General features: G+C 70.1%; 22 protein-coding genes and 2 pseudogenes. 13 read left to right on the top strand and 11 right to left on the bottom strand.

Translation table 11 applies throughout. The features are described 5' to 3' along the window. The first annotated feature begins 60 nt into the window (after nt 1–60). Both AB5J49_RS01670 and AB5J49_RS01665 read left to right on the top strand, forming a co-directional pair. On the top strand, nt 61–585 hold the full coding sequence (locus AB5J49_RS01670) for a DUF6879 family protein (RefSeq protein ID WP_369166663.1): 525 nt from the start codon (nt 61–63) through the stop codon (nt 583–585). A 13-nt stretch (nt 586–598) separates the two neighbouring features. Further along, nucleotides 599–1,450, top strand: coding sequence for a helix-turn-helix domain-containing protein (locus AB5J49_RS01665; protein WP_369166662.1), 852 nt, complete (start codon nt 599–601; stop codon nt 1,448–1,450). Nucleotides 1,451–2,801: 1,351 nt separating this feature from the next. Here the strand turns inward: AB5J49_RS01665 and AB5J49_RS01660 are convergent. Both AB5J49_RS01660 and AB5J49_RS01655 read right to left on the bottom strand, forming a co-directional pair. Continuing rightward, nucleotides 2,802–2,981 carry a hypothetical protein gene (locus tag AB5J49_RS01660; RefSeq protein ID WP_369166661.1) on the bottom strand — a complete coding sequence of 60 codons (180 nt, stop codon included), beginning with the start codon at nt 2,979–2,981 and terminating at the stop codon, nt 2,802–2,804. A gap of 112 nt (nt 2,982–3,093) precedes the next feature. Beyond that, nucleotides 3,094–3,552, bottom strand: a complete 459-nt coding sequence (locus tag AB5J49_RS01655; RefSeq protein WP_369166660.1) for a pyridoxamine 5'-phosphate oxidase family protein — start codon at nt 3,550–3,552, stop codon at nt 3,094–3,096. Nucleotides 3,553–3,861: 309 nt separating this feature from the next. Between AB5J49_RS01655 and AB5J49_RS01650 the strand changes: the two genes are divergently transcribed. Further along, nucleotides 3,862–4,728 carry a GNAT family N-acetyltransferase gene (locus AB5J49_RS01650; RefSeq protein WP_369166659.1) on the top strand — a complete coding sequence of 289 codons (867 nt, stop codon included), beginning with the start codon at nt 3,862–3,864 and terminating at the stop codon, nt 4,726–4,728. 294 nt (nt 4,729–5,022) lie between these two features. On the opposite strand, the pseudogene AB5J49_RS01645 reads toward AB5J49_RS01650, so the two are convergent. Next, nucleotides 5,023–5,435 (bottom strand): annotated as a pseudogene (locus AB5J49_RS01645) (VOC family protein). 118 nt (nt 5,436–5,553) lie between these two features. Between AB5J49_RS01645 and AB5J49_RS01640 the strand changes: the two are divergent. Beyond that, nucleotides 5,554–5,940 carry a VOC family protein gene (locus AB5J49_RS01640; RefSeq protein ID WP_369166658.1) on the top strand — a complete coding sequence of 129 codons (387 nt, stop codon included), beginning with the start codon at nt 5,554–5,556 and terminating at the stop codon, nt 5,938–5,940. Nucleotides 5,941–6,008: 68 nt separating this feature from the next. Next, a complete protein-coding gene (locus AB5J49_RS01635) occupies nt 6,009–7,079 on the top strand; it encodes an adenosine deaminase (protein WP_369166656.1) in 1,071 nt (356 codons plus the stop codon). 13 nt (nt 7,080–7,092) lie between these two features. Here the strand turns inward: AB5J49_RS01635 and AB5J49_RS01630 are convergent, their stop codons facing one another. Together AB5J49_RS01630 and AB5J49_RS01625 are read right to left on the bottom strand one after the other, a co-directional pair. Further along, complete coding sequence (locus AB5J49_RS01630) at nt 7,093–7,602, bottom strand: DUF664 domain-containing protein (RefSeq protein WP_369166655.1); 510 nt, start codon at nt 7,600–7,602, stop codon at nt 7,093–7,095. A 25-nt stretch (nt 7,603–7,627) separates the two neighbouring features. Then, nucleotides 7,628–8,515: a LysR substrate-binding domain-containing protein gene (locus AB5J49_RS01625; RefSeq protein WP_369166653.1), complete on the bottom strand. Its 888-nt coding sequence runs from the start codon at nt 8,513–8,515 to the stop codon at nt 7,628–7,630. 149 nt (nt 8,516–8,664) lie between these two features. On the opposite strand from AB5J49_RS01625, the gene mgrA reads away from it, so the two are divergent. After that, on the top strand, nt 8,665–9,657 hold the full coding sequence (gene mgrA, locus AB5J49_RS01620) for an L-glyceraldehyde 3-phosphate reductase (protein ID WP_369166651.1): 993 nt from the start codon (nt 8,665–8,667) through the stop codon (nt 9,655–9,657). Here the strand turns inward: mgrA and AB5J49_RS01615 are convergent. Both AB5J49_RS01615 and AB5J49_RS01610 read right to left on the bottom strand, forming a co-directional pair. Then, entirely contained in the window at nt 9,647–9,934 is a 288-nt protein-coding gene (locus AB5J49_RS01615) for a DUF1905 domain-containing protein (protein ID WP_369166649.1), read from the bottom strand. The two genes, mgrA and AB5J49_RS01615, sit on opposite strands and share 11 nt — an antisense overlap. A gap of 107 nt (nt 9,935–10,041) precedes the next feature. Continuing rightward, a complete protein-coding gene (locus AB5J49_RS01610; protein WP_369166647.1) occupies nt 10,042–10,443 on the bottom strand; it encodes a nuclear transport factor 2 family protein in 402 nt (133 codons plus the stop codon). A gap of 348 nt (nt 10,444–10,791) precedes the next feature. On the opposite strand from AB5J49_RS01610, the gene AB5J49_RS01605 reads away from it, so the two are divergent. From AB5J49_RS01605 to AB5J49_RS01590, 4 genes and pseudogenes are all read left to right on the top strand, one after another. After that, on the top strand, nt 10,792–11,202 hold the full coding sequence (locus tag AB5J49_RS01605) for a hypothetical protein (protein WP_369166645.1): 411 nt from the start codon (nt 10,792–10,794) through the stop codon (nt 11,200–11,202). Nucleotides 11,203–11,344: 142 nt separating this feature from the next. Beyond that, nucleotides 11,345–11,614 (top strand): annotated as a pseudogene (locus AB5J49_RS01600) (FHA domain-containing protein); the annotation flags it as partial. A gap of 24 nt (nt 11,615–11,638) precedes the next feature. Next, nucleotides 11,639–12,232 carry a hypothetical protein gene (locus AB5J49_RS01595; RefSeq protein ID WP_369166643.1) on the top strand — a complete coding sequence of 198 codons (594 nt, stop codon included), beginning with the start codon at nt 11,639–11,641 and terminating at the stop codon, nt 12,230–12,232. After that, nucleotides 12,222–13,283, top strand: coding sequence for a serine/threonine-protein kinase (locus AB5J49_RS01590; RefSeq protein ID WP_369166642.1), 1,062 nt, complete (start codon nt 12,222–12,224; stop codon nt 13,281–13,283). The genes AB5J49_RS01595 and AB5J49_RS01590 overlap by 11 nt, the downstream gene beginning before the upstream one ends. A gap of 41 nt (nt 13,284–13,324) precedes the next feature. On the opposite strand, the gene AB5J49_RS01585 is transcribed toward AB5J49_RS01590, so the two are convergent. Then, on the bottom strand, nt 13,325–14,611 hold the full coding sequence (locus AB5J49_RS01585; RefSeq protein WP_369166640.1) for a streptophobe family protein: 1,287 nt from the start codon (nt 14,609–14,611) through the stop codon (nt 13,325–13,327). A gap of 163 nt (nt 14,612–14,774) precedes the next feature. On the opposite strand from AB5J49_RS01585, the gene AB5J49_RS01580 reads away from it, so the two are divergent. The 3 genes from AB5J49_RS01580 (at nt 14,775) to AB5J49_RS01570 (ending at nt 17,022) form a co-directional block, all read left to right on the top strand. Further along, the gene (locus AB5J49_RS01580) at nt 14,775–15,950 is read left to right on the top strand and encodes a DUF6777 domain-containing protein (RefSeq protein ID WP_369166638.1); all 1,176 of its coding nucleotides are present in this window, start codon (nt 14,775–14,777) and stop codon (nt 15,948–15,950) included. Between the two features lie 98 nt (nt 15,951–16,048). Then, entirely contained in the window at nt 16,049–16,504 is a 456-nt protein-coding gene (locus AB5J49_RS01575; protein ID WP_369166637.1) for an ATP-binding protein, read from the top strand. Nucleotides 16,505–16,620: 116 nt separating this feature from the next. Beyond that, nucleotides 16,621–17,022: a helix-turn-helix domain-containing protein gene (locus tag AB5J49_RS01570; RefSeq protein ID WP_369166635.1), complete on the top strand. Its 402-nt coding sequence runs from the start codon at nt 16,621–16,623 to the stop codon at nt 17,020–17,022. 15 nt (nt 17,023–17,037) lie between these two features. Here the strand turns inward: AB5J49_RS01570 and AB5J49_RS01565 are convergent, their stop codons facing one another. From AB5J49_RS01565 to AB5J49_RS01555, 3 genes are all read right to left on the bottom strand, one after another. Continuing rightward, nucleotides 17,038–17,640, bottom strand: coding sequence for a ClpP family protease (locus AB5J49_RS01565; protein WP_369166634.1), 603 nt, complete (start codon nt 17,638–17,640; stop codon nt 17,038–17,040). 1 nt (nt 17,641) lies between these two features. Beyond that, nucleotides 17,642–18,280, bottom strand: a complete 639-nt coding sequence (locus AB5J49_RS01560; RefSeq protein ID WP_302003268.1) for an ATP-dependent Clp protease proteolytic subunit — start codon at nt 18,278–18,280, stop codon at nt 17,642–17,644. A gap of 110 nt (nt 18,281–18,390) precedes the next feature. Further along, entirely contained in the window at nt 18,391–19,596 is a 1,206-nt protein-coding gene (locus AB5J49_RS01555) for an epoxide hydrolase family protein (protein WP_369166633.1), read from the bottom strand. Nucleotides 19,597–19,680: the final 84 nt, after the last annotated feature.

The raw sequence follows: 19,680 nt of genomic DNA, 5'->3' as shown, positions 1-19,680 counted from the left end.
GCCGGGCGGCAGCCTCACGACCCATCGGACAGCCCCTCGATCCGGTCAGGGAGGCCCTCGATGCCGCAGACGGTTCCGCCGTTCGCTGAGTTGCTCGCCGGGTGCCGTCGTTCCGCGGTCCACCTGGAGACGCGGGACTTGTACGGCGTCGAGGAGGAAGACGCGGACTTCGCGGCGTGGCTCAGCGGGCGCCGCTTCGACCTCGACGACCGCTCGTCATGGTGGAACGGATTCCACGACGTTGTGGCGGACGCTGTGAGCCGTGGTGTCGTGATGCGTCGTGCTCGTGTCGTCTCGGAGCCGGCGAGTGAGTACATCCGGTACGAGCACTCGTGTACGCCGCAGAACCTTGCGGCTGGCGAAGACGTGCGGTGGCTCCCGCGCAGACATGCGGTGGACCTACTGCTCCCGGGTAACGATCTGTGGATCTTCGACGACCGGCTGATCCGGTTCAGTCTGTTCGCCGGTGACGGCCGGTTCGTCGAAGACTTCATGGAGGACGCTCCCAGTGTCGTGAAGCGTCACGCGGAGGCATTCGAAGCAGTCTGGGAACGCGCCATCCCGCACGCTGACTACCGGATCTGAGTACCCGTCGACGATGCAGTCTCCCTACCCATCGACAGCCCTCGACGCCGCCCGTCGAGCCATTGCGGAGCAACTCCGCGAGATCCGGCGCGATGCCGGCCTGTCGGGTAGGGAGGTTGCGTCCCGCGCAGGCTGGCAACCGTGGAAGCTGTCGCGCCTTCAGAGTGCCACGACCCCGCCATCGGACGAGGACATCCGCGCGTGGTGCCTCGCGTGCGGCGCAGAGGACCGGATCCCGGACCTCCTCGCAGCCAACCGCACAGCCGACTCCATGTACCTGGAGTGGCGACGTGTCCAGCGCACCGGGCTCCGACGGCTGCAAGAGTCCCGCATCCCGCTGTACGAGCGAACGCGACAGTTCCGCGTCTACAGCTCCACCGTGATCCCCGGGTTCCTCCAGACGTACGAGTACGCATTCGCGCTCCTCGGGAGCATCGCGCGCGTCCACGGCACGCCGGACGACGTCGCCGACGCAGCAACCGCGCGAGTCGAGCGATCCCACATCATCCGCGAAGGCGACCACCGGTTCGCGATCCTCCTGGAGGAGTCCGTCCTCCGCCACGTCGTAGGCGACTCCGCCACGATGGCGGGGCAACTGGGCTATCTGCTCTCCGTCATGGCGCTGCCGGCCGTGTCCGTCGGCGTCGTCCCCGCGGGACGCCCGCGGAGCATGTGGACGCTGGAGACGTTCTCCGTCTTCGACGAGGAGCGCGTTCACGTCGAGCTCCTGACGGCAGCAGTGACTGTCAACACGCCGGGCGAGGTCGCTCAGTACACCCATGCATTCGAAGAGATGACGGCTCTTGCGGTCTATGGGGCGCCGGCTAGGTCCCTCATTTCCGCGGCGATTGACTCGCTCGACTGAAGTCGCATAGAACTTCATAGAACTCCGTGGAACGCACCCCCTCCGCGCACCTAGCTTCTAGCTATCGAAGTCGGTGGCGGAGGTGGAGGAATGGCGACTCGGACGACGCAAGAGAAACCGGTCGAGCTTCCGCATTCGATGTTGGACGAGCCGCGTCCAGTGTCCGGATGCGACGTCTGTGGGGCGTGTCTGAAGCAGTGGAAGCAGGCCATGGATCGGGGTAGCCCGGCGTATGACCCGTCGCATGCCACAGACCTTGCAGTCGAGATCCGGCGCCACCCGCATGCGTGGAAGAAGGCGCGCCGGTGACATCGCATCCGTTCCCCTTGATTCACTCACTCAAAGACATCGACGCACTGCGCCCGCGCATTTGGGTTGAGTGCACGAAGTGCGTTGAAATCCAACGGTCTGACGACCCCTTGGCGCCCGACATCTGGGCGTGGTGGCACCGGAAGGCCCACCCCGGGCACGACAAGTTCCGGACCGTCAGTCAGACGAACTTCAGCGTGTCGGACGACGGGCCGGTGCCGGGTGGCGACCCGAGCATCTGCGGGGCTACGACGAAACTCCCGGAAAGGCTCATCACCGTCCAGCGTGACGTAGTGGGAGCCGACTGGTCTGCAGTGGTGGTGACGTGCGCGAAGAACCCGCATGGCGACGATGAGCAGCACGGCGGACCGTTGGCCGTCGGTGCCCCTCCTCGCGGGGTCTACGTCTGCCCCGCACCCCACCCCTAAGCCCGCGGACTGGCGCCCGTGCGCCGGCTCGCGGTGGGGCGGCAGGAGCCTGTGAGGTCGGCACTTCGCGGCTCCTGCCCGCTCCGTCCCTCTCCGCCCGATTCAGCCACCCTCTCTTTGTGCCTTCAAAGCGTGTGGGCGGAGGGGGGAGCGCGCCACCCGCAAGGAGATGACCGACCTCGACCGATGTCGGCTAACACGTGAAGGGGAGGCAGCCATGCGAAGCAAGCTTGGGACCGTCGGGACGTGGCGGCCTGTGCCACCGCCGGACGGAGACCCGCCCACGCTCTCGCCCAACGACGTCACCGAGTAGAAGAGGTGTCATGGCTGCCAGCGGCCGGAGTCGCGTTCCAACTCCTCGTGATCTTGCGGAGGTTGAATGGTTGACGGATAAGGGCCGGGGGCGCCGATACTGCCCGCAGCACCCGTCGCAGCAGATGATTCCGATAGGGGTAGTGGACGCGTGCCCGCTGGAGCATGAGCAGCCGTCCGCCTCGGCCGTCGGCGGTCAGGCTGGCTGGCTAACACTCTGAACCCTCATCTCCGGGGGCCTGCCCGTCCTTCTTCGGCCCGGAGATGAGCCCCACCCAGTGCCGGCCCCGTCCGCAGGGGGGTTAGGCATTCTTGCTGAAGAGGAAGAAGTTGTACGACAGCACCCGCAGCGGCGGTGCCTGGTCGGCGGCCGTCGCGGCGGGGGCCGTGCCCGCGAGCCCGGTGGCGGCGAGCCCGGTGGCGGCGAGCGCGAGGGTGAGCACGGCTGCGCCCGGGGTGCGGCGCGGTGCGAAGAGCGTCACTGGAGCTCCCTGAGGGTGAGGGGGGTGAGTGGCGCCGCACATCAAACCACCGGCGATTACTCCCAGGTAACACCCGTGCGGGAAAAGAATGTCGGGCGGCAGTACGCCCGGCTCAGACCCTCCACACCCCGTCCCGCATGAGGTACCGGCCGCGCATCTCGTGCTCCCCGTTCCGTGCCTGGACCGTGCACGGACGTACCCGGAAGTACACGTACGGCAGGCTGTCCGCCCGGGGATCCCATCCCGTCTTCGCGAGGAACGCCTCGGCCGCGGCACCCGGCACCTCCTCGGCGGCGTACACCTGCGCGTCGCCGTCGATGAGGACGACGTCCAGCGTGTCGCCGAGTGCCAGCCGGGCCCGTCCGCCGTCGCGCAGGTTACGGCCGGTCGGCGTGGTCGGCCGCGTCGCGAGCCACAGGGACTCGCCGTCCCACACGAACCAGAGCGGGACCAGACAGGGCAGCCCGTCGGTGTCGGCCGTGGCCACCCAGACGTCCATCTCCTTCTCCAGCCGGGCCAGGAGATCGCGCTTGCGCTGTGAGGGGTCTCGGGGCGGTTCGGTGATCGTCATGGCCGGGACGGTACCGAGGGAGCGGGCGGTGCGGATCGGGCCCGGGTCCCGGCTCGGATCGGGCGTGCGACCTAGGCCGCGTGTCGAAAGTGGATCTTGAGGGATGAATGATCGTGGCTCATGGCGCGGGGAGATCTCACGGATGCCCAGTGGGCGGTGTTGGTGCCGTTGTTGCCCAAGGGAGCGAAGGCGGGACGGTCGCCGTCTGCCACAAGGTGCGCGACCTGATCGACGCACGCGCCTGGCTGACGGTGTTCACCGGGGTTAATCGGTTGCACGCCACCGAGACGGGGTGTCAGATTCCCGGCTATGACGATTGTGCTGAGTACGCCGGCGGCCGACGGGGTGCGCGAGGCTATGGCGGCGCTGCGGGAGTGGCAGCACGACGAAGCGCCGATGCAACTGCATTCCGGGGACATCGGCTGGAACTACCGGTTCGGAACGGCCGAGACGGCCGCGGTGGTCCGGACCTGGAGCCGGAACGGACGGATCGTCGCTGTCGGGATGCTGGATTCGCCGACGCTGGTGCGGATGACGGTCGCTCCCGACGCTTTCCAGGACGAGGACTTGGCGCGGCGGCTCGTCGAGGACTTCTCGCTGCCTGAGCGCGGCGTGCTGCCGGAAGGAGCGGTGTCGATCGAGGCACCGCGGGGCCTGCTGCTCCACGACCTGTTGACCAAGGAGGGCTGGGGTGTCGACGAGCCGTGGACGCCGCTCTTCCGCGACCTCGCCGAAGCGGTGGAGGACCCCGGCGTGCGGATCAAGGCGATCGGCCTGGGGCAGGCACAGGACTTCGCCGACGTCCTGGGGTCCGCGTTCAACACCACGAGTCCCACGCGCGAGTACCGGCACGAGATGTCCGCGGGACCGTTCTACGCCGACGCCCGATGCCTGGGTGCTTACGACGACCAGGGCAACCACACGGCGGTGGTGACGGTCTGGTCGGCCGGCCCGGGGAAGCCGGGACTGGTCGAGCCGATGGGCGTCCATGCGGACCACCGTGGCCGCGGCTATGGCCGGGCGATCACCGTCGCCGGGGCGGCCGCACTGCGGGAGATGGGCTCGTCGAGCGTGCGCGTGTGCACGCCGAGCTCCAACGTGGGCGGCGTCGCGACGTACAAGGCGGCCGGGTTCGCGGCGAGGCCGGAGATCGCCGACCGGATCCGGAAGGTCTGACGTCGAGGTCTGTGGACCTTCTCACCATGCGGCACACCTCGTAGGGCGGCCGTGCGCGGCAGAGCCTCGTGCGGCCGCCGTCGAGGTGCTCTGCTCTCAACTCGAGAGACCGTCTGCTGCTCCAACTCCGAGGGCGTCCGGCCGACGAGGACGGTCCTCGAAGCGCCGAAATCAGCAAAAGGCGCCGGGCAGTGGCCACGAGGTACGACAAGCTCTCCGTCCGCTACGAGGCAGGCGACTGCGCTGGTCGCAGCCGTGAACGAGTGGCTGTGACCAGAACCGTCGCAACGGCCCTCAGGCGATGTCGAATTCGTTGCCCTTGGGGTCCTGCATGGCGGCGGCGTAGAGCCCCACGTCCGGCTCATCCTTGATCCGCAGCACAGTGGCACCAGTTTTGACCAGCCGTTGCACCGTAGCCTCGACCCGTTGCGTGCGGACGTCCAGTGGGACGTCACGCCCCCGCCGACCTTCAGGCCGAAGTGCCACCGGTTCTTGGAGACCTCCGGCTCCGGAACCTGCTGGAACCACACCCTCGGCCCTCGTCCCTCGTCCCGCAGGATCGATGCCGGAACATCCCCGGCACCGGTTGGCAATTCCGCCTCGAGCACCCCCACCCCCACCGCCGCCCAGTAAGCACGCCACGTGGCGTGCCCGCCCGGCGGAGGCTCAGGCACGTAGGCCAGGGCCCCGGCCCAGAAAGTCACCATTCTCTGCGGATCGGAGCAGTCGATCCTCGGGCGACTGGCATCCGTCCCTCCAGCGACTGGCGTCAGCCAGGTTTTACGTATAACCTCTCCCGTCAATCGCACCTCCTGGAAGGCCCCGATGAGACGCATCGCCCTGGTCACCCTCGTCGTCGACGACTACGACGAGGCGATCCGCCACTACACCGAAGCCCTCGGCTTCCGGCTCGTCGAGGACACCCCGCGCCCGGACGGCTCCCGCTGGGTCGTCGTCCAGCCCGGCGACGCGGGCACCGGTCTGCTGCTGGCCCGGGCCAAGGGCGACCAGCAGCGCACCCGGATCGGTGACCAGACCGGCGGGCGCGTCGGGTTCTTCCTGCACACCGACGACTTCACCCGGGACCACGCCCGGATGCTCGCCGCCGGCGTGACCTTCCTGGAGGAGCCCCGGCGTGAGCCGTACGGCTCCGTCGCCGTCTTTCAGGATCTGTACGGCAACCGCTGGGACCTGCTCCAGCCCGTCGGCTGAACCGCCTCCCGCTCCTTCTCCCCGCCGCTCCAACACCACCCCGCTCAAGGCTCAAGGAAAGACCCGCCATGACTGCTACGCGCGTAGACGCCGAAGTGATCCGCCGCCTCCCCAAGGCCGTCCTGCACGACCACCTCGACGGCGGCCTGCGCCCCGCCACCGTGGTGGAGCTCGCGGAGGCGGTCGGCCACACCTTGCCCACCACCGACCCGGACGAGCTCGCCGCCTGGTACTTCGAGGCCGCGAACTCCGGCGACCTGGTCCGCTACATCGCCACCTTCGAGCACACCCTGGCCGTCATGCAGACCCGCGAGGGCCTGCTGCGGACCGCCGAGGAGTACGTCCTCGACCTGGCCGCCGACGGTGTCGTGTACGGCGAGGTGCGCTACGCCCCCGAGCTGAACACCAACGGCGGGCTGGCCCTCGCCGAGGTCGTCGAGACGGTCCAGGAGGGCCTGGCCGCCGGCATGGCGAAGGCCGCGGCCGCCGGTACTCCGGTGCGGGTCGGCACCCTGCTGTGCGGGATGCGGATGTTCGACCGGGTGCGCGAGGCTGCCGACCTGGCCGTGGCCTTCCGGGACGCGGGTGTGGTGGGCTTCGACATCGCCGGCGCCGAGGACGGCTTCCCGCCCGCCGACCACCTCGACGCCTTCGAGCACCTGCGCCGCGAGAGCGTCCCGTTCACCATCCACGCCGGTGAGGCGCACGGCCTGCCCAGCATCCACCAGGCCCTCCAGGTGTGCGGCGCCCAGCGCATCGGTCACGGCGTGCGCATCACCGACGACATAGTGGACGGCAAGCTCGGCCGCCTCGCCGGCTGGGTGCGCGACCGCCGTGTCGCGCTGGAGATGTGCCCGACCTCCAACCTCCAGACCGGCCCCGCCACCTCCATCGCCGAGCACCCGATCACCGCGCTGAAGGAGCTCGGCTTCCGCGTCACCCTCAACACCGACAACCGTCTGGTGTCCGGTACGACGATGACGCGCGAGATGTCCCTGCTGGTCGAGGAGGCCGGCTGGACGGTCGAGGACCTGCGCACGGTCACGGTGAACGCCCTGAAGAGCGCGTTCATCCCGTTCGACGAGCGCAAGGCCCTCATCGAGGACGTCGTCCTGCCGGGGTACGCGGCCGCGCTGTGAAGCGGCTCGCGGGCTAGGAGCTCTTCAGCAGCCCGCGGAGGTAGGCGGCCTGTCCGACGTGCTGGAGATCGTCGGACAGGACGCTGACCAGCCGTACGCCCAGGCTGACCGGCGGATCCCAGCGCTCGTCCACGATGCGCTCAAGATCCTTGGCGGCCACCTCGCGCAGCGCCCCGAGGGTCTGGGCGTGCACGGCGTCGTAGTAGCGGGTCAGCAGGTCACCGGAGTCGACCCGCACCTTGGCGACCTTGGCGGGGGTGTGCCCGTACCCGGTGTCATGGCGTGGCAGGTCCAGCCCGAAGGTCTTCTGGAAGTCCTGCGTCAGCCACACCTGGTCGAGCTCGAAGGCGTCGGCGATGTGGTCGTCCTGGACGCGGGTGAGGTGCCAGATCAGCCAGGCGATGGAGTTGGTGCCGTCGGAGGGGCGGGCGTGCAGGTCGCCGGGGTCGAGGCCCTCGACGGCGGCGTGGACTTCTTCCTGGATGCGGTTGTACCCGTCGATGAGGATGTCCTTGGCATGCATGGCTCCACCATCGCGCAACAGGGCGTCACGTGCCTTCCGTTTCCAGCAGCGCCATCAGCGCCCGGGCCGCCGGGCTCGTCGCCTGCGCGCGCGGCAGCAGGGCGACCGTCTCGTAGACCCTCTCGCCGGTGCCCTTCACCGGCAGTGCGGTCAGTGACTGCCGCTTGTGCCGGAAGTGGCGCGGTACGACGGCGATGCCGAGGTCCTCGTCCACCAGGTCCAGGAGGCTGTGCACGTCGTTCACCTCCAGGGCGACACTCCGCCGGACCCCGGCCGCGGCGAACGCGGCGTCGGTGGTGCGGCGTGGCCCCCAGTCCGGGTGGAAGTCGACGAAGACCTCGCCGCCCAGCTCCTCGGGAGTGACCGGGGCGCCGGCCGCCGCGAGCCGGTGGCTCGGATGGCACAGGACGGTCATCGGCTCGCTGGTCAGCGGTACGACCCGCAGCTGGTCGATGTCCTCCTCGGCCGTGCGTACCGCGAAGGCCAGGTCCAGGCGCCCGGCCGCGACCTCCTCCGCGAGGGCGCCCGACCCTGCCTGGCGCAGGCAGATCTCCACGTCCGGGTGCTGCCGCCGGAAGGCCGCGAGCAGCCCCGCCACATGCACCCCGGCGATGCACTGCTCGGACCCGAGCGCCAGCATGCCGCGCAGCACGCCCTGCACCGCGGCCACCGCCTCGTGAGCCGCCCGCACCTGCGCCAGGATCCGTTCCGCCTCGCCCAGCAGCGCCCGTCCGGCCGGGGTGAGCGTCACCCGGCGGGTGGTCCGCACGAACAGAGGGGTCTGCAACTCCCGTTCCAGTGCCCGGATCGACGCCGACAGGCCCGACTGGGACACCATCAGGCGTTCGGCCGCCCGGGTGAAGTGCTGGTCCTCGGCGACCGCCACGAAGTGCTGGAGATGGCGCAGTTCCATGATTGAGCAGCGTAGCCGCTGAATCCCATCGGATTTACCTGTTGGACCACTGCCCGCAGGTCACGACAGAGTGGGTGGAGACTGGAATACCGGTCGCCCACCGGTTCTGCGGAACCGTCCTCACGTGTGCCAACCCCTCTGGAGTCGCGTTGTACACCGCACACACCGACCGCTACGCGGACATGCCCTACCGGCGCACCGGACGCAGCGGCCTCAAGCTCCCCGCGCTGTCGCTCGGACTGTGGCACAACTTCGGCCCGGACCGCCCCGTCGAGACGCAGCGGGCCATCCTGCGCCGCGCCTTCGACCTCGGCGTCACCCACTTCGACCTGGCCAACAACTACGGTCCGCCGCCCGGGGCCGCGGAGTCGGCGTTCGGTGAGGCCCTGAAGACGGACTTCGCGCCGTACCGGGACGAGCTGATCATCTCCACCAAGGCCGGCTATCTGATGTGGCCCGGCCCGTACGGCGAGTGGGGCTCGCGCAAGTACCTGCTGTCCTCGCTCGACCAGAGCCTCACGCGGATGGGCCTGGACTACGTCGACATCTTCTACTCGCACCGCCCCGACCCGGACACTCCGCTGGAGGAGACGATGGGTGCCCTGCACTCGGCGGTGCAGCAGGGCAAGGCGCTGTACGTCGGTGTCTCCAACTACTCGGCGGAGCAGACCCGGGAGGCGGCCCGCATCCTCGGCGAGCTGGGCACCCCGCTCCTCATCCACCAGCCGCGCTACTCGATGCTGGACCGCCGTCCCGAGGACGAGGGGCTCCTAGACGCGCTGGACGAGCTCCAGGTCGGCTCCATCGTCTTCTCCCCGCTGGAGCAGGGCCTGCTGACCGGCCGCTACCTCGACGGCATCCCGGAGGGATCGCGGGCCGCGAGCGACAGCCCCTTCCTGAACTCGGACGCGGTCACCGAGGACCTGGTCGGCAAGCTGCGCGCCCTCGACGACATCGCCAAGTCCCGCGGCCAGACCCTGGCCCAGCTGGCCCTGGCGTGGGTGCTGCGCGGGGGCCGGGTGACCTCGGCGCTCGTCGGCGCGAGCAGTGCGCAGCAGATCGAGGACAGCATCGCCGCCGCCCGCAACCTCGACTTCGACGCCGAGGAACTGGCCCGGATCGATGCGGTGATCAAGGGCTGAGCCGTTCCGTCAGGTGAACGGTGACGGAGTCGCCCTCCTGCTTCCCGATGGCCTTGCGCACATCGGCCTTGACGGGGAGCTTGTGGGTGCCGTCTCCGAGGGCCATGAACGAACTCTGGATCGGATGTCCGTCGACGGTCCCGCGGATCTTGACCAGCCCGCGGGTGCCGAAGAATTCGGCGGACTCCGGCCAGACGACATAGGTCCAGCCGCCCTTACTGGGGCTCTTGCGCAGGACGGCGGTGAATTCCGCGTCCACTTTCCCACCGGTGATCATGGCGTCCTCCCGTTCGCGACGGTCCTCCCTGACCTTCATTGGTCAAGCGGCTTTCATTGGTCAAGACCGCCGCGCGGCGTAGAATTCATCGCTGCGGAATTCATCATTCATTCCCCCGCGAGCACCCGGTCGAGGAATCCCAGGACGGACATGATCCGTCCCTCGGCGTCCAGGGTGATCACATCGGACCCGGCCACCGGCGCCGACCCCACCCCAGAGGGGGTACCCCCGGCCTCCCGCACCAGCTCCCAGGCGAAGCGCGCCGTGTCGTGGTGGCCGTCGACGGAGCCGGTGAGCCGGAAGGCGAAGCCGGGGAAGCGTGCTTGCGCCGCCGCGACGACGGCCACGATCCCCTCGTGTCCGCGGACGTCGGCGAGGGGGTCGGTGTAGCCGCCCTGCGGGGCCCACGCGGTGGCGACCGCCCGGGCCAGGGCACGGGGCTCACGGGCGTTCCAGGCCTCGAAGTAGCGGGCGACGGCGATGTCGTAGCGGTCGGTCGATGCGGGCATGGCGGTCAGCCTCCAACGAGGTCGTCACTGCTGGTCGGAACCGGGGTCCCGCTCGCGGCGACCCGGTAGCGCAACAATGCCCGCCCGCTCCGGAAAGCTCGATTACGCCCGAGGTAATGCACCGGCCATTCCCCGAGTTTGACGTGCACCCGCTGCATTTCGGCCAATACCGGCTGTGAATATGCCAGGAGACTGGCCGGAAAGTCGTGGTGACAGTGTTTCAGTAGTGAACATACTCAACTACGAGGGTGCCTCACATGGGGCGACGGTGCCCTTACACACCGCTCACGAGCCGCATGGAAAGCGAGGTCCGCCGAGAGGCGAACACGGCAACACGGGGGAGGCTACGTGCACGACGAGTTCCTGTGCCATGTCACCGCATACGGCGTCTGCGGCGGACGGCGCATCGGTGTACCCCTGGGAACCTACCGGGCGCCCACCTTGGCCTTGGCCCTGTGGTGGTTACGCGACCGGGCTTCCTGGATCGCCGAGCGATTAGACCCGCAACCCGACGCCGAGCACTTCCCGCCCGGCGCGCTCGTCCCGGTCGCCGGCACCGTGCCCGACGTGCCGACCGTGCTGCGCACCTGGTGCGGCGACGTCGGCCAACAGGAGCTGGTCGCCGACGAGTTGGCGGCCGGGCGGCTGGTGAGGATCGCGGTGAGCGACGAGACCACAGAGTACGAACTGCTCGCCGAGTCGGTGGACGCGCTGCGTATGCAGCGGACCGTCCCGGCGCTGGTCGTGTCCGTCGGGTGAGCCCGTCGCCCCGAATGTGATCTCTGCCCCGAGTGATCTCTGCCCCGGGTGGTCCCGGTCCCGGGTGATCCAAGCCCCCCCCGCTCGGGCGGGCACATAGCCCAGGCAGGCACATATATGGGCAGATCGATAGAATCTTGTCATGGCGGAGCGTTCGGTCGCACCGACTGCGCCCGTACTCGGTGTGGAGACCGAGTCGGGCCCCACCGTGATGACCCCGGTCCGTGACTACCACGTAGGACGCGACCCGCTCGGCGACATCGTCATCGACGACGCCCGCGTCTCCTGGCACCACGCGGTGCTGCGCCCCGAGGCCGACCACCGGACCCTCGAGGGCGACGACAGCACGAACGGCACCCGCACCGAAGACCGCCGCATCCACGCGTGGGACTCCGGCCCCGGCCCCGTCGTGATGCGGAAGTAGGAGGTCCAGGCGATGGCGTCCCCCGGCTTCCGGCCCACCCACGTCGTCCCCCAACACGGCATGCCCGCCTGGGAGGCCCCCGATCCCGACCGGCGTACCGTGTCCCTCGACCCGTTCCTGCCTGTCCAGCTCGTCGAACGCCGCGGCGACTGGGGGCACATCGTGTGCCACAACGGCTGGTCGGCCTGGGTCGACGGCCGCTTCCTGGTCGCCGTACCCCGGGACCCGCCCACCGCCGGCGGCGGCCCGCTCACCCGCACCACCGACCCGCGCCCACTGCTCTCCCGCGCCGATCGGGCGCTGACCGCCTACCGGTCCGCGGTCGAGGACCTGGCGGGCGGCGACGTGGACGGCGAGACCTTCCGCGTCCGCACGCGGGGACTGCGGATCGGGGTCGTCGTCGACGGGGAGTCCGTGTGGCTGTACGACGCCGACCGCGGACGCTGGGTGTACGCGCAGGGCAACCGGCTGAGCACCTACGCGACGGACGACGGACCCCGGGCCAACGCGGACGAAGGACCCCGCGCCACCGCGGACGAAGGGCCCCGCGCCACCGCGGACGACGGATACGCCGAGACCCGGATCGTGACGACCGATGACCCATGACGCGAGCCTCTTCTCGGGCCGGCCCTCCGAGCTGATCGGCCGGCAGGTCGCCGGCTACCGCATCGAGCGTGAGATCGGCCGGGGCGGCATGGCCGTGGTCTACCGCGCCCGGGACCTGCGCCTGGAGCGCACCGTCGCGCTGAAGCTCCTCGCCCCCGAACTCTCCCGCAACGACACCTTCCCCCGCCGCTTCAGCCACGAGTCCCGGGCGGCCGCCGCGATCGACCACCCCCACATCGTGCCGGTCTTCGAGGCGGGCGAGACGGACGGCGTCCTGTACATCGCCATGCGCTACGTCGAGGGCAGCGACCTGCGTCATCTCCTGGACCGCCAAGGCCCGTTGCCGCCCGCGACGGCCCTGCGCATCGCCGTACAGGTCGCCTCCGCCCTCGACGCGGCGCACGAGCACGGGCTGGTCCACCGGGACGTCAAACCCGGCAACATCCTCGTCTCGCGCGGCACCGACAGCGACCACCCCGAGCACGTCTACCTCACCGACTTCGGCCTGACGAAGAAGTCGCTGTCCCTGACCGGCTTCACGAGCGTCGGCCAGTTCGTCGGCACGCTGGACTACGTGGCCCCCGAGCAGATCTCGGGCAAGCCGGTCGACGCGCGCTGCGACGTCTACGGACTTGCCTGTGTGCTCTACGAGTGCCTGGCCGGCCGCCCGCCCTTCTGCCGCGACGACGACATGGCCCTGCTGTGGGCCCACCAGTACGACGAGTCGCCACCCCTGACCGAGGCGCGCCCGGACCTCGCCGCGTCCGTGGACGCCGTGTTCGCCACCGCACTGGCCAAGAACCCCGACGACCGGCAGGACTCCTGCCTCGCCTTCGTCGCCGACCTGCGCTCCGCCGTCGCCGGTGGCACGGAGACGGAGCACGTGCAGACGGAGCACGTGCACACGGAGCGCGTGCAGACGGAGCGCGTGCAGACGGAGGTGAGCCTCAAGGACGAGGTGGGCCTCAAGGCCGTAGCACAGGCGAGGAAGCCCGTGCAGGACGTCCCGAAATCACCACCCCGCTGGGCCGAGCCGGTCTTTCGACGGTGAACACGAGCCCGCCCTTCGCTGCCACAGCCATTGAGCGGACGTCATCGTTCCCAGAGCGCCGCGACCGCGCCCCTGTGCCGTACCGGCCGCGCCAGCAGCCCGCCGAGGAACCCGGCGACCAGCCCCCACAGCAGCGCCAGCCCGAACGCGGTCCACACCTCGGGCCTCAGGAACAGCTCACCGCCCAGGTCCCCGCCCAGGTCGCCGATGCCCAGGACCGACAGGCCGTAGTGCGCGGAGATCCGGCCGGTGAGGCAGATCATCAGGACCGTCAGCGCGAGCGCGACCGCCATGTGGACGGCGTGCTGCCAGGCACGCATCCGGGCCGGTGAGCGCCGCGCCATCACGAACGCGACGGCCAACAGCAGCACCGCGTCGACGGCGACCAGCCACCACACCCTGCCGTCGTGCTCGGCGAGCGTGCCCAGATTCAGCTCGGCGACCTCCCGGCCGCGCAGCACCTCGTCGAGGACATGCGGCATGGGCAGCCCGAACGGCCCCTCCACCTGCCCGTTCCATGTCGCGCCGAGTCCGATCGTAAGGGCGAGCCACACCAGGTTCGGCATCCCGAGCAGGATCACCGCGAGGGTCTCGACCGCATGCCCGCGTGTCGCCGCGACGACCAGGCCGATGACGACACCCAGCCCGACCCAGGAGAGCAGCAGCACGACCATGGCGTACGCGGCCGGCCGTACGGCCTCCTGGAAGCGCAGCAGCCGGCCCGGCAGCGGAGCCCCACGCGAGACCAGCAGGGCCAGCACCAGCACGCCCGCCAGCCACAGCACGCCGAACAACACGGTCAGCGGGACGTCCGTTTCGAAGCCGACCTCCGGTGAGATGCCGAACAGGGCACCGAGGTCACCGAGGGCGTCCTCCCCGAGGTCGCCGAGGGAGAGGGAGAAGGTCTGGCGGGCGGCGTAGGCCAGCGCCAGCAGCCCGCCCAGCCACAGTACGGCGATCCTGGCGGCCCATCCGGCGAGCTCCCCGGCGCCGGCGACCGCCCGGTGCCGCAGCGGCCGCAGGAAACCGGCGGCCAGGACGAGAGCTCCGACGAGCGTGACGGACAACGGGATCACGGTCAGCCCGGCGTCGGACTCGGCCAGCGCGCCGGCGTTCCCGGACAGCTCGACCGTGCCGCCGACCGCCGTGACCACGGTCGCGGCGACGACGCGCGGGAAGGCGTTGTCCGGGAGCTCCGCGGCCCCGGCCGCCCACAGCCCCAGCGCTGCGACCACCCCCATCGAGACCAGCCCGGCCAGCACCGCGGAGAGGGCCTGCACCCAGCCATGCCTCGCCACGGCCGGGCGAGTGGGAGTCAGCACGCTCACGCCGCCCACGCTAAGCAGCGACGCCGCGGCCCGCCCGCCGGGAGGTCCGTCCGCGTCGGCTTGCGGGCGGTGTGGAACCGAGGCACAGAATGGGAAAACCACTAAAAAGTGATAAAAGCTGCAGAAAAGAACAATAGAGAAAGAAAAAGAGGAAGAAGGCTTCGTGAGCGTCGAACCCCCGTCCTCAGGCCGCCCCACAGGACCGCCCTCGGGCCCCCTGTCGCCCGAACCCCACCCCCCTTGGTGGAAGTCCGTACCCCGCATCGCGGTGCTCACCGCCGTAGTGGTGGCCGCCGTGGTCCTCGCCATCGTCTTCTCGCGAGGCGGCGGCGACACCAGCCCCGTGGCCAGTGGCGAGGTCTTCGGCCAGCCCAAGGACGAGCAGGGCCCCAACCCGTTCACCCGGTCCACGGCGCAGAACACCTCCGCCGCGCCCGTCACCCCGTCCCCGGCCGAGTCGGCGCCGACGAACGCCGTACGGCGTGTCAACGGCGGCGAACCCGGCCTGTACGGGGGCAGCCGCAACGTGGCCAGCTGTGACGTCGACAAGCAGATCGAGTACTTCCAGGCGGACCCGGAGAAGAACCGTGCGTTCGCGTCGGTCGCCGACGTCGACCCGTCCGGCGTCGCCTCCTATCTGCGCTCGCTCACCCCCGTCCAGCTGCGCATGGACACCCGCGTCACCAACCACGGCTACCGCGACGGCGCCGCCACCAGCTACCAGGCCGTCCTGCAGGCCGGCACGGCGGTCCTCGTCGACGACCGCGGAGTGCCTCGGGTGCGCTGCGCCTGCGGCAACCCGCTGACCGATCCGGTCGCCCAGCAGGGCACGTTCAAACGGACGGGTGACTTCTGGCCGTCGTTCAGCAACGCCAACGTCGTGGTCGTCTCGCCCTCGACCACGATCGTCAACGTCTTCGTCATCTTCGACGTCGAGCGTGACGAGTGGATCTCCCGCCAACGCGGCCACGACGTCGAGAAGGACAAGAAGACCCGCCCGCCCGCGAGGCCCTCCCCGTCGGTGAGCGTGTCGACGCCGACGTCGTCGAGCTCCCCGTCGAAGTGCGTCCCGCTGCCCGACGACGCCACGGAGATGCCCCCCGGTTCGGGGACACCCTGCCCGCCCACGTCGACCGGGCCGTCCTCGCCGTCCTCGCCGTCGACGAGCCCGCAGACGTCGACGAGCGAGCCGACGACCACGAAGCCCGAAACATCCGAGTCGCCCGAGACGTCGGCTTCCACCTCCCAGCCGCCGTCGGACGGGAGCACGACCGCGACGTCACAGTCGGCGTCCACCGCGAGCGGGAGCGAGAGCGTGTCGGGCTCGCCGTCGCTGTGACGTACAGCGCCACCTGCAAGGAGACTGCGCGGCTCCGCTCTGGGTACGAGGACTGGTGCAGCAGCGTCCGGCCAGTCCGGCTTCCGAGAGAGAAACGCATGATCGAGCACGTGGACGGGGCAGTGATTCCGACTGGTTTCGACGTGCCCGTGGAACCGCTTCGGCGGGCGGCGCACTACAGCGGTGAACCGGGATGCATCGCCGAGGCGCGGTCGTTCGCCGCGCTGTTCCTGGGCCGACTCAGGACCGAGTGGTGCGCCACGATCGGCGAGCCCGCCGAGGACAAGGTGCTCCTGGTGGTCAGCGAACTGGTCACCAATGCCGACCGGCACAGCAACGGCCCGTACATCCTGGACCTGGAGGGCACGGACGACGCCGTCACGGTCTCCGTGTACGACAGCAGCTCCGCCCTGCCCCGCCGCTACCCCAAGGACCCGGAGCGCGTCGGCCGCCACGGCCTGGAGATCGTGCACGCGCTCGCGGCGGAGGTCGCCGTGGAAAAGGTGCCGGTCGGCAAGCGGGTCCGGGCGCTGATGTGGCTGACCGAGGAGTGACGCAGGCGGGAGACGTCGACAGGCGAACCTCGTCGGCGTGAGGGTGAGTTGGTGATTCTCCCCAGAGCAGAACGCCGTTGCCTTCCCACGAGGTTCAGGGAATCTAGGCTGAACAGGTGAGCAACCAACTGCCGAACGAAGCCCGCGTCATTCCGCTGCGCCCGCCTGCCGCGCGCCCGGCCGCCGCTCCGTCACAGCAGGGGCAGACCAGGGAACCCCTGTGGCGCGACCTGGTCGGCGACGTCCTGCGCCGCGAGCGCCTGACCCAGGAGCGCACGCTCAAGGACGTGGCCGACGCGGCCCGGATCTCCACGCCGTATCTCTCGGAGGTGGAGCGGGGCCGCAAGGAGGCCTCCTCGGAGGTCCTCGCGGCCGCCGCCCACGCCCTGGGGCTGGGCCTCGGCGACCTGCTGTCGCGTGCGCAGGGCGAGCTCGTGCGGATCACCAGCCGCCGGGTGCCGGGCGCCGGGCGCAGCAGGGCCGGTTCGCCGTACGACGGGATGTGCCTGGCCGCGTGAGGACGCGCCGGCGCCTCAGACCCGCACGAGGCGCCGGCTCACCACCTCGTCGGCCAGCCCGTACGCCACCGCTTCCTGCGCGGTGAACACCTTGTCGCGGTCCATGTCCGCGCGCAGCGTGGCGATGTCGTGGTGCGTGTGCCGGGCCAGTACCTCCTCGACCTGCGAGCGGATCCGGACCATCTCCTTGGCCTGGAGGGCGAGATCGGACACCACGCCCCGGCTGCCGCCGCTGGCGGGCTGACCGAGCAGCACGCGCGCGTGCTCCAGCACGAACCTCCGGCCCGGGTCCCCGCCGGCCAGCAGCACGGCCGCCGTCGAGGCCGCCTGTCCCACGCAGAACGTGGAGATCGGCGCCTGCACGTACGTCATCGTGTCGTAGATCGCCATGAGCGAAGTGAACGAGCCGCCGGGGGAGTTGATGTAGATCGCGACCTCGCTCTCCGGCGACGCAGACTCCAGATGGAGCAGTTGCGCGATGACGACGTTGGCGACGCCGTCGTCGATCTCCGTGCCGAGGAAGATGATCCGCTCCGACAGCAGCCGGCTGAACACGTCGTAGGACCGCTCACCCTGCGGCGTGCGCTCGACGACGTTCGGAATCGTGTAGGTCCCCATGTCACAGCCCCATCCGTCGTCGGGAGGAAGCCGGGCGGACGTCCGTGAGGGACTCCACCACCCGGTCCACCATGCCGTACTCCCTGGCCTCCTCGGCCGTGAACCAGCGGTCGCGGTCGCCGTCCCGGGAGATCGTCTCGGGACTCTGGCCGGTGTGCTCCGCGGTGATCCGCTCGATGGTCTTCTTGGTGAACTCCAGGTTCTCCGCCTGGATCTCGATGTCGGCGGTGGTGCCGCCGATGCCCGCCGACGGCTGGTGCATCATGATCCGCGCGTTCGGCAGCGCGTACCGCTTGCCCTCGGCGCCGACACTGAGCAGGAACTGGCCCATGCTGGCCGCGAAGCCCATGGCGAGCGTCGACACGTCGTTCGGGATCAGCCGCATCGTGTCGTAGATGGCGAGGCCGGCGTGCACCGAGCCGCCGGGGCTGTTGATGTACAGGGCGATGTCGGTGCGCGGGTCCTCCGCGGACAGGATCAGCAGCTGGGCGCAGACCCGGTTCGCGGAGACCTCGTCGACCTGGGTGCCCAGCAGGACGATGCGCTGTGCCAGCAGCTGGGACGCGAGCTGGTCGTCGAAGCGGGTGGGAGGGGTGTCGCCCTCCTCCGCCCGCGGAGCGAGCGTGGTCAGTGGTGTCATCGGTTCTCCTCGTCGTGGCGCGGATGCCGTCGACTCCACTGTTGACCGCGGACGGGGCCGGAACGCGGTTTCTCTGCCCGCGGCAGATTCGCTACGGGCAGAGCGCCGGGTCAGCCCTTCTCGCGCAACTGCCGGAAGAACGCCCGTACGTCGTCCACCAGCAGGTCGGGCTCCTCCATCGCCGCGAAGTGCCCGCCCCTGTCGAGCTCCGTCCAGCGCACGATGTTCTCCGTCCGCTCGGCCTTGTGGCGCAGCGGGATCTGCGGATCGCCGGGGAAGGAGGCCACCGCGGTCGGGGCGGTCGAGGGCTCGTGGGGAGCGGCGATCCTCTCGCCCGTGGCGTGGGCGCGCTCGTAGTAGACCCGGGCGGACGAACCGGCCGTGCCCGTCAGCCAGTACAGCATCACGTTCGTGAGCATCAGATCCCGGTCGACGGCCTCCTCGGGCAGCTGCTCGGAGTCCGTCCACTCCCTGAACTTCTCGACGATCCAGGCGAGTTGGCCGACGGGCGAGTCGGTGAGCGCGTACGACAGGGTCTGCGGCCGGGTGGACTGCACATGGAAGTAGCCCGTCCCGTCGCGGAACCATGCGGCCCACCGCCGCCACGAGGTGAGCGTGCGCTCGCGCTCCCGCGGGCTCAGCGTCTCCAGCTCCTCGGGGGTCGGCTCGGTGGCCGCCTGCGCACCGGGCAGCAGGTTGAGGTGGATGCCGATGGCCCGGTCGGGGTGGACGCGGCCCAGCTCGCGGGAGATGCCCGCGCCCCAGTCGCCGCCCTGGGCGCCGAACCGCTCGTAGCCGAGGCGCGTCATCAGCTCGACCCACGCGTCGGCGATGCGGCGCGCCTCCCAGCCGGTCTCCCGGGTGGGCCCGGAGAACCCGAAGCCGGGGATGCTCGGCAGCACGACGTGGAAGGCGTCGGCGGGGTCACCGCCGTGCGCGGCCGGGTCCGTCAACGGGCCGACGATGTCGAGGAACTCGACGATCGAGCCAGGCCACCCGTGCGTGACGATCAGCGCGGTGGCGTCCGGCTCGGGGGAGCGGATGTGCGCGAAGTGCACATGCGCGCCGTCGATCTCGGTCGTGAACTGCGGCCACTGGTTCAGCCGTGCCTCGGCGGCCCGCCAGTCGTAGTCGTGCCGCCAGTACCGCACCAGCTCGCGCAGATACTCCGACGGAACCCCGTACGCCCATCCCACCCCGGGCAGTTCGTCCGGCCACCGGATGGCGTCGAGGCGACGGTGGAGGTCGTCCAGGTCGCTCTGAGGAATGGCGATACGGAAGGGATGGATGCCGCTGTCGGCGGGCGAAGACGTCATGTACGGGGATGCTAGTGCGGAAGGGTGTAGCAGCCATCTGGATTAACCGGCCACGCGACCGATGAGTTCCGGGGCGAGGATCGG

Origin of the sequence: Streptomyces sp. R28 (assembly GCF_041052385.1) — a bacterium.
Classification (GTDB): domain Bacteria; phylum Actinomycetota; class Actinomycetes; order Streptomycetales; family Streptomycetaceae; genus Streptomyces.
The sequence above is the reverse complement of the archived record's forward strand: the minus strand, read 5'-3'. Positions and strand labels throughout refer to the sequence as shown.

What these genes read in the sequence shown, in the direction of transcription:
- AB5J49_RS01670 (WP_369166663.1), top strand. Translation starts at nt 61, where the DNA reads ATGCCGCAGACGGTTCCGCCGTTCGCTGAGTTGCTCGCCGGGTGCCGT.
- AB5J49_RS01665 (WP_369166662.1), top strand. Translation starts at nt 599, where the DNA reads ATGCAGTCTCCCTACCCATCGACAGCCCTCGACGCCGCCCGTCGAGCC.
- AB5J49_RS01655 (WP_369166660.1), bottom strand. Translation starts at nt 3,552, where the DNA reads ATGACGATCACCGAACCGCCCCGAGACCCCTCACAGCGCAAGCGCGAT.
- AB5J49_RS01650 (WP_369166659.1), top strand. Translation starts at nt 3,862, where the DNA reads ATGACGATTGTGCTGAGTACGCCGGCGGCCGACGGGGTGCGCGAGGCT.
- AB5J49_RS01640 (WP_369166658.1), top strand. Translation starts at nt 5,554, where the DNA reads ATGAGACGCATCGCCCTGGTCACCCTCGTCGTCGACGACTACGACGAG.
- AB5J49_RS01635 (WP_369166656.1), top strand. Translation starts at nt 6,009, where the DNA reads ATGACTGCTACGCGCGTAGACGCCGAAGTGATCCGCCGCCTCCCCAAG.
- AB5J49_RS01630 (WP_369166655.1), bottom strand. Translation starts at nt 7,602, where the DNA reads ATGCATGCCAAGGACATCCTCATCGACGGGTACAACCGCATCCAGGAA.
- AB5J49_RS01625 (WP_369166653.1), bottom strand. Translation starts at nt 8,515, where the DNA reads ATGGAACTGCGCCATCTCCAGCACTTCGTGGCGGTCGCCGAGGACCAG.
- AB5J49_RS01615 (WP_369166649.1), bottom strand. Translation starts at nt 9,934, where the DNA reads ATGATCACCGGTGGGAAAGTGGACGCGGAATTCACCGCCGTCCTGCGC.
- AB5J49_RS01610 (WP_369166647.1), bottom strand. Translation starts at nt 10,443, where the DNA reads ATGCCCGCATCGACCGACCGCTACGACATCGCCGTCGCCCGCTACTTC.
- AB5J49_RS01595 (WP_369166643.1), top strand. Translation starts at nt 11,639, where the DNA reads ATGGCGTCCCCCGGCTTCCGGCCCACCCACGTCGTCCCCCAACACGGC.
- AB5J49_RS01590 (WP_369166642.1), top strand. Translation starts at nt 12,222, where the DNA reads ATGACCCATGACGCGAGCCTCTTCTCGGGCCGGCCCTCCGAGCTGATC.
- AB5J49_RS01575 (WP_369166637.1), top strand. Translation starts at nt 16,049, where the DNA reads ATGATCGAGCACGTGGACGGGGCAGTGATTCCGACTGGTTTCGACGTG.
- AB5J49_RS01565 (WP_369166634.1), bottom strand. Translation starts at nt 17,640, where the DNA reads ATGGGGACCTACACGATTCCGAACGTCGTCGAGCGCACGCCGCAGGGT.
- AB5J49_RS01560 (WP_302003268.1), bottom strand. Translation starts at nt 18,280, where the DNA reads ATGACACCACTGACCACGCTCGCTCCGCGGGCGGAGGAGGGCGACACC.
- AB5J49_RS01555 (WP_369166633.1), bottom strand. Translation starts at nt 19,596, where the DNA reads ATGACGTCTTCGCCCGCCGACAGCGGCATCCATCCCTTCCGTATCGCC.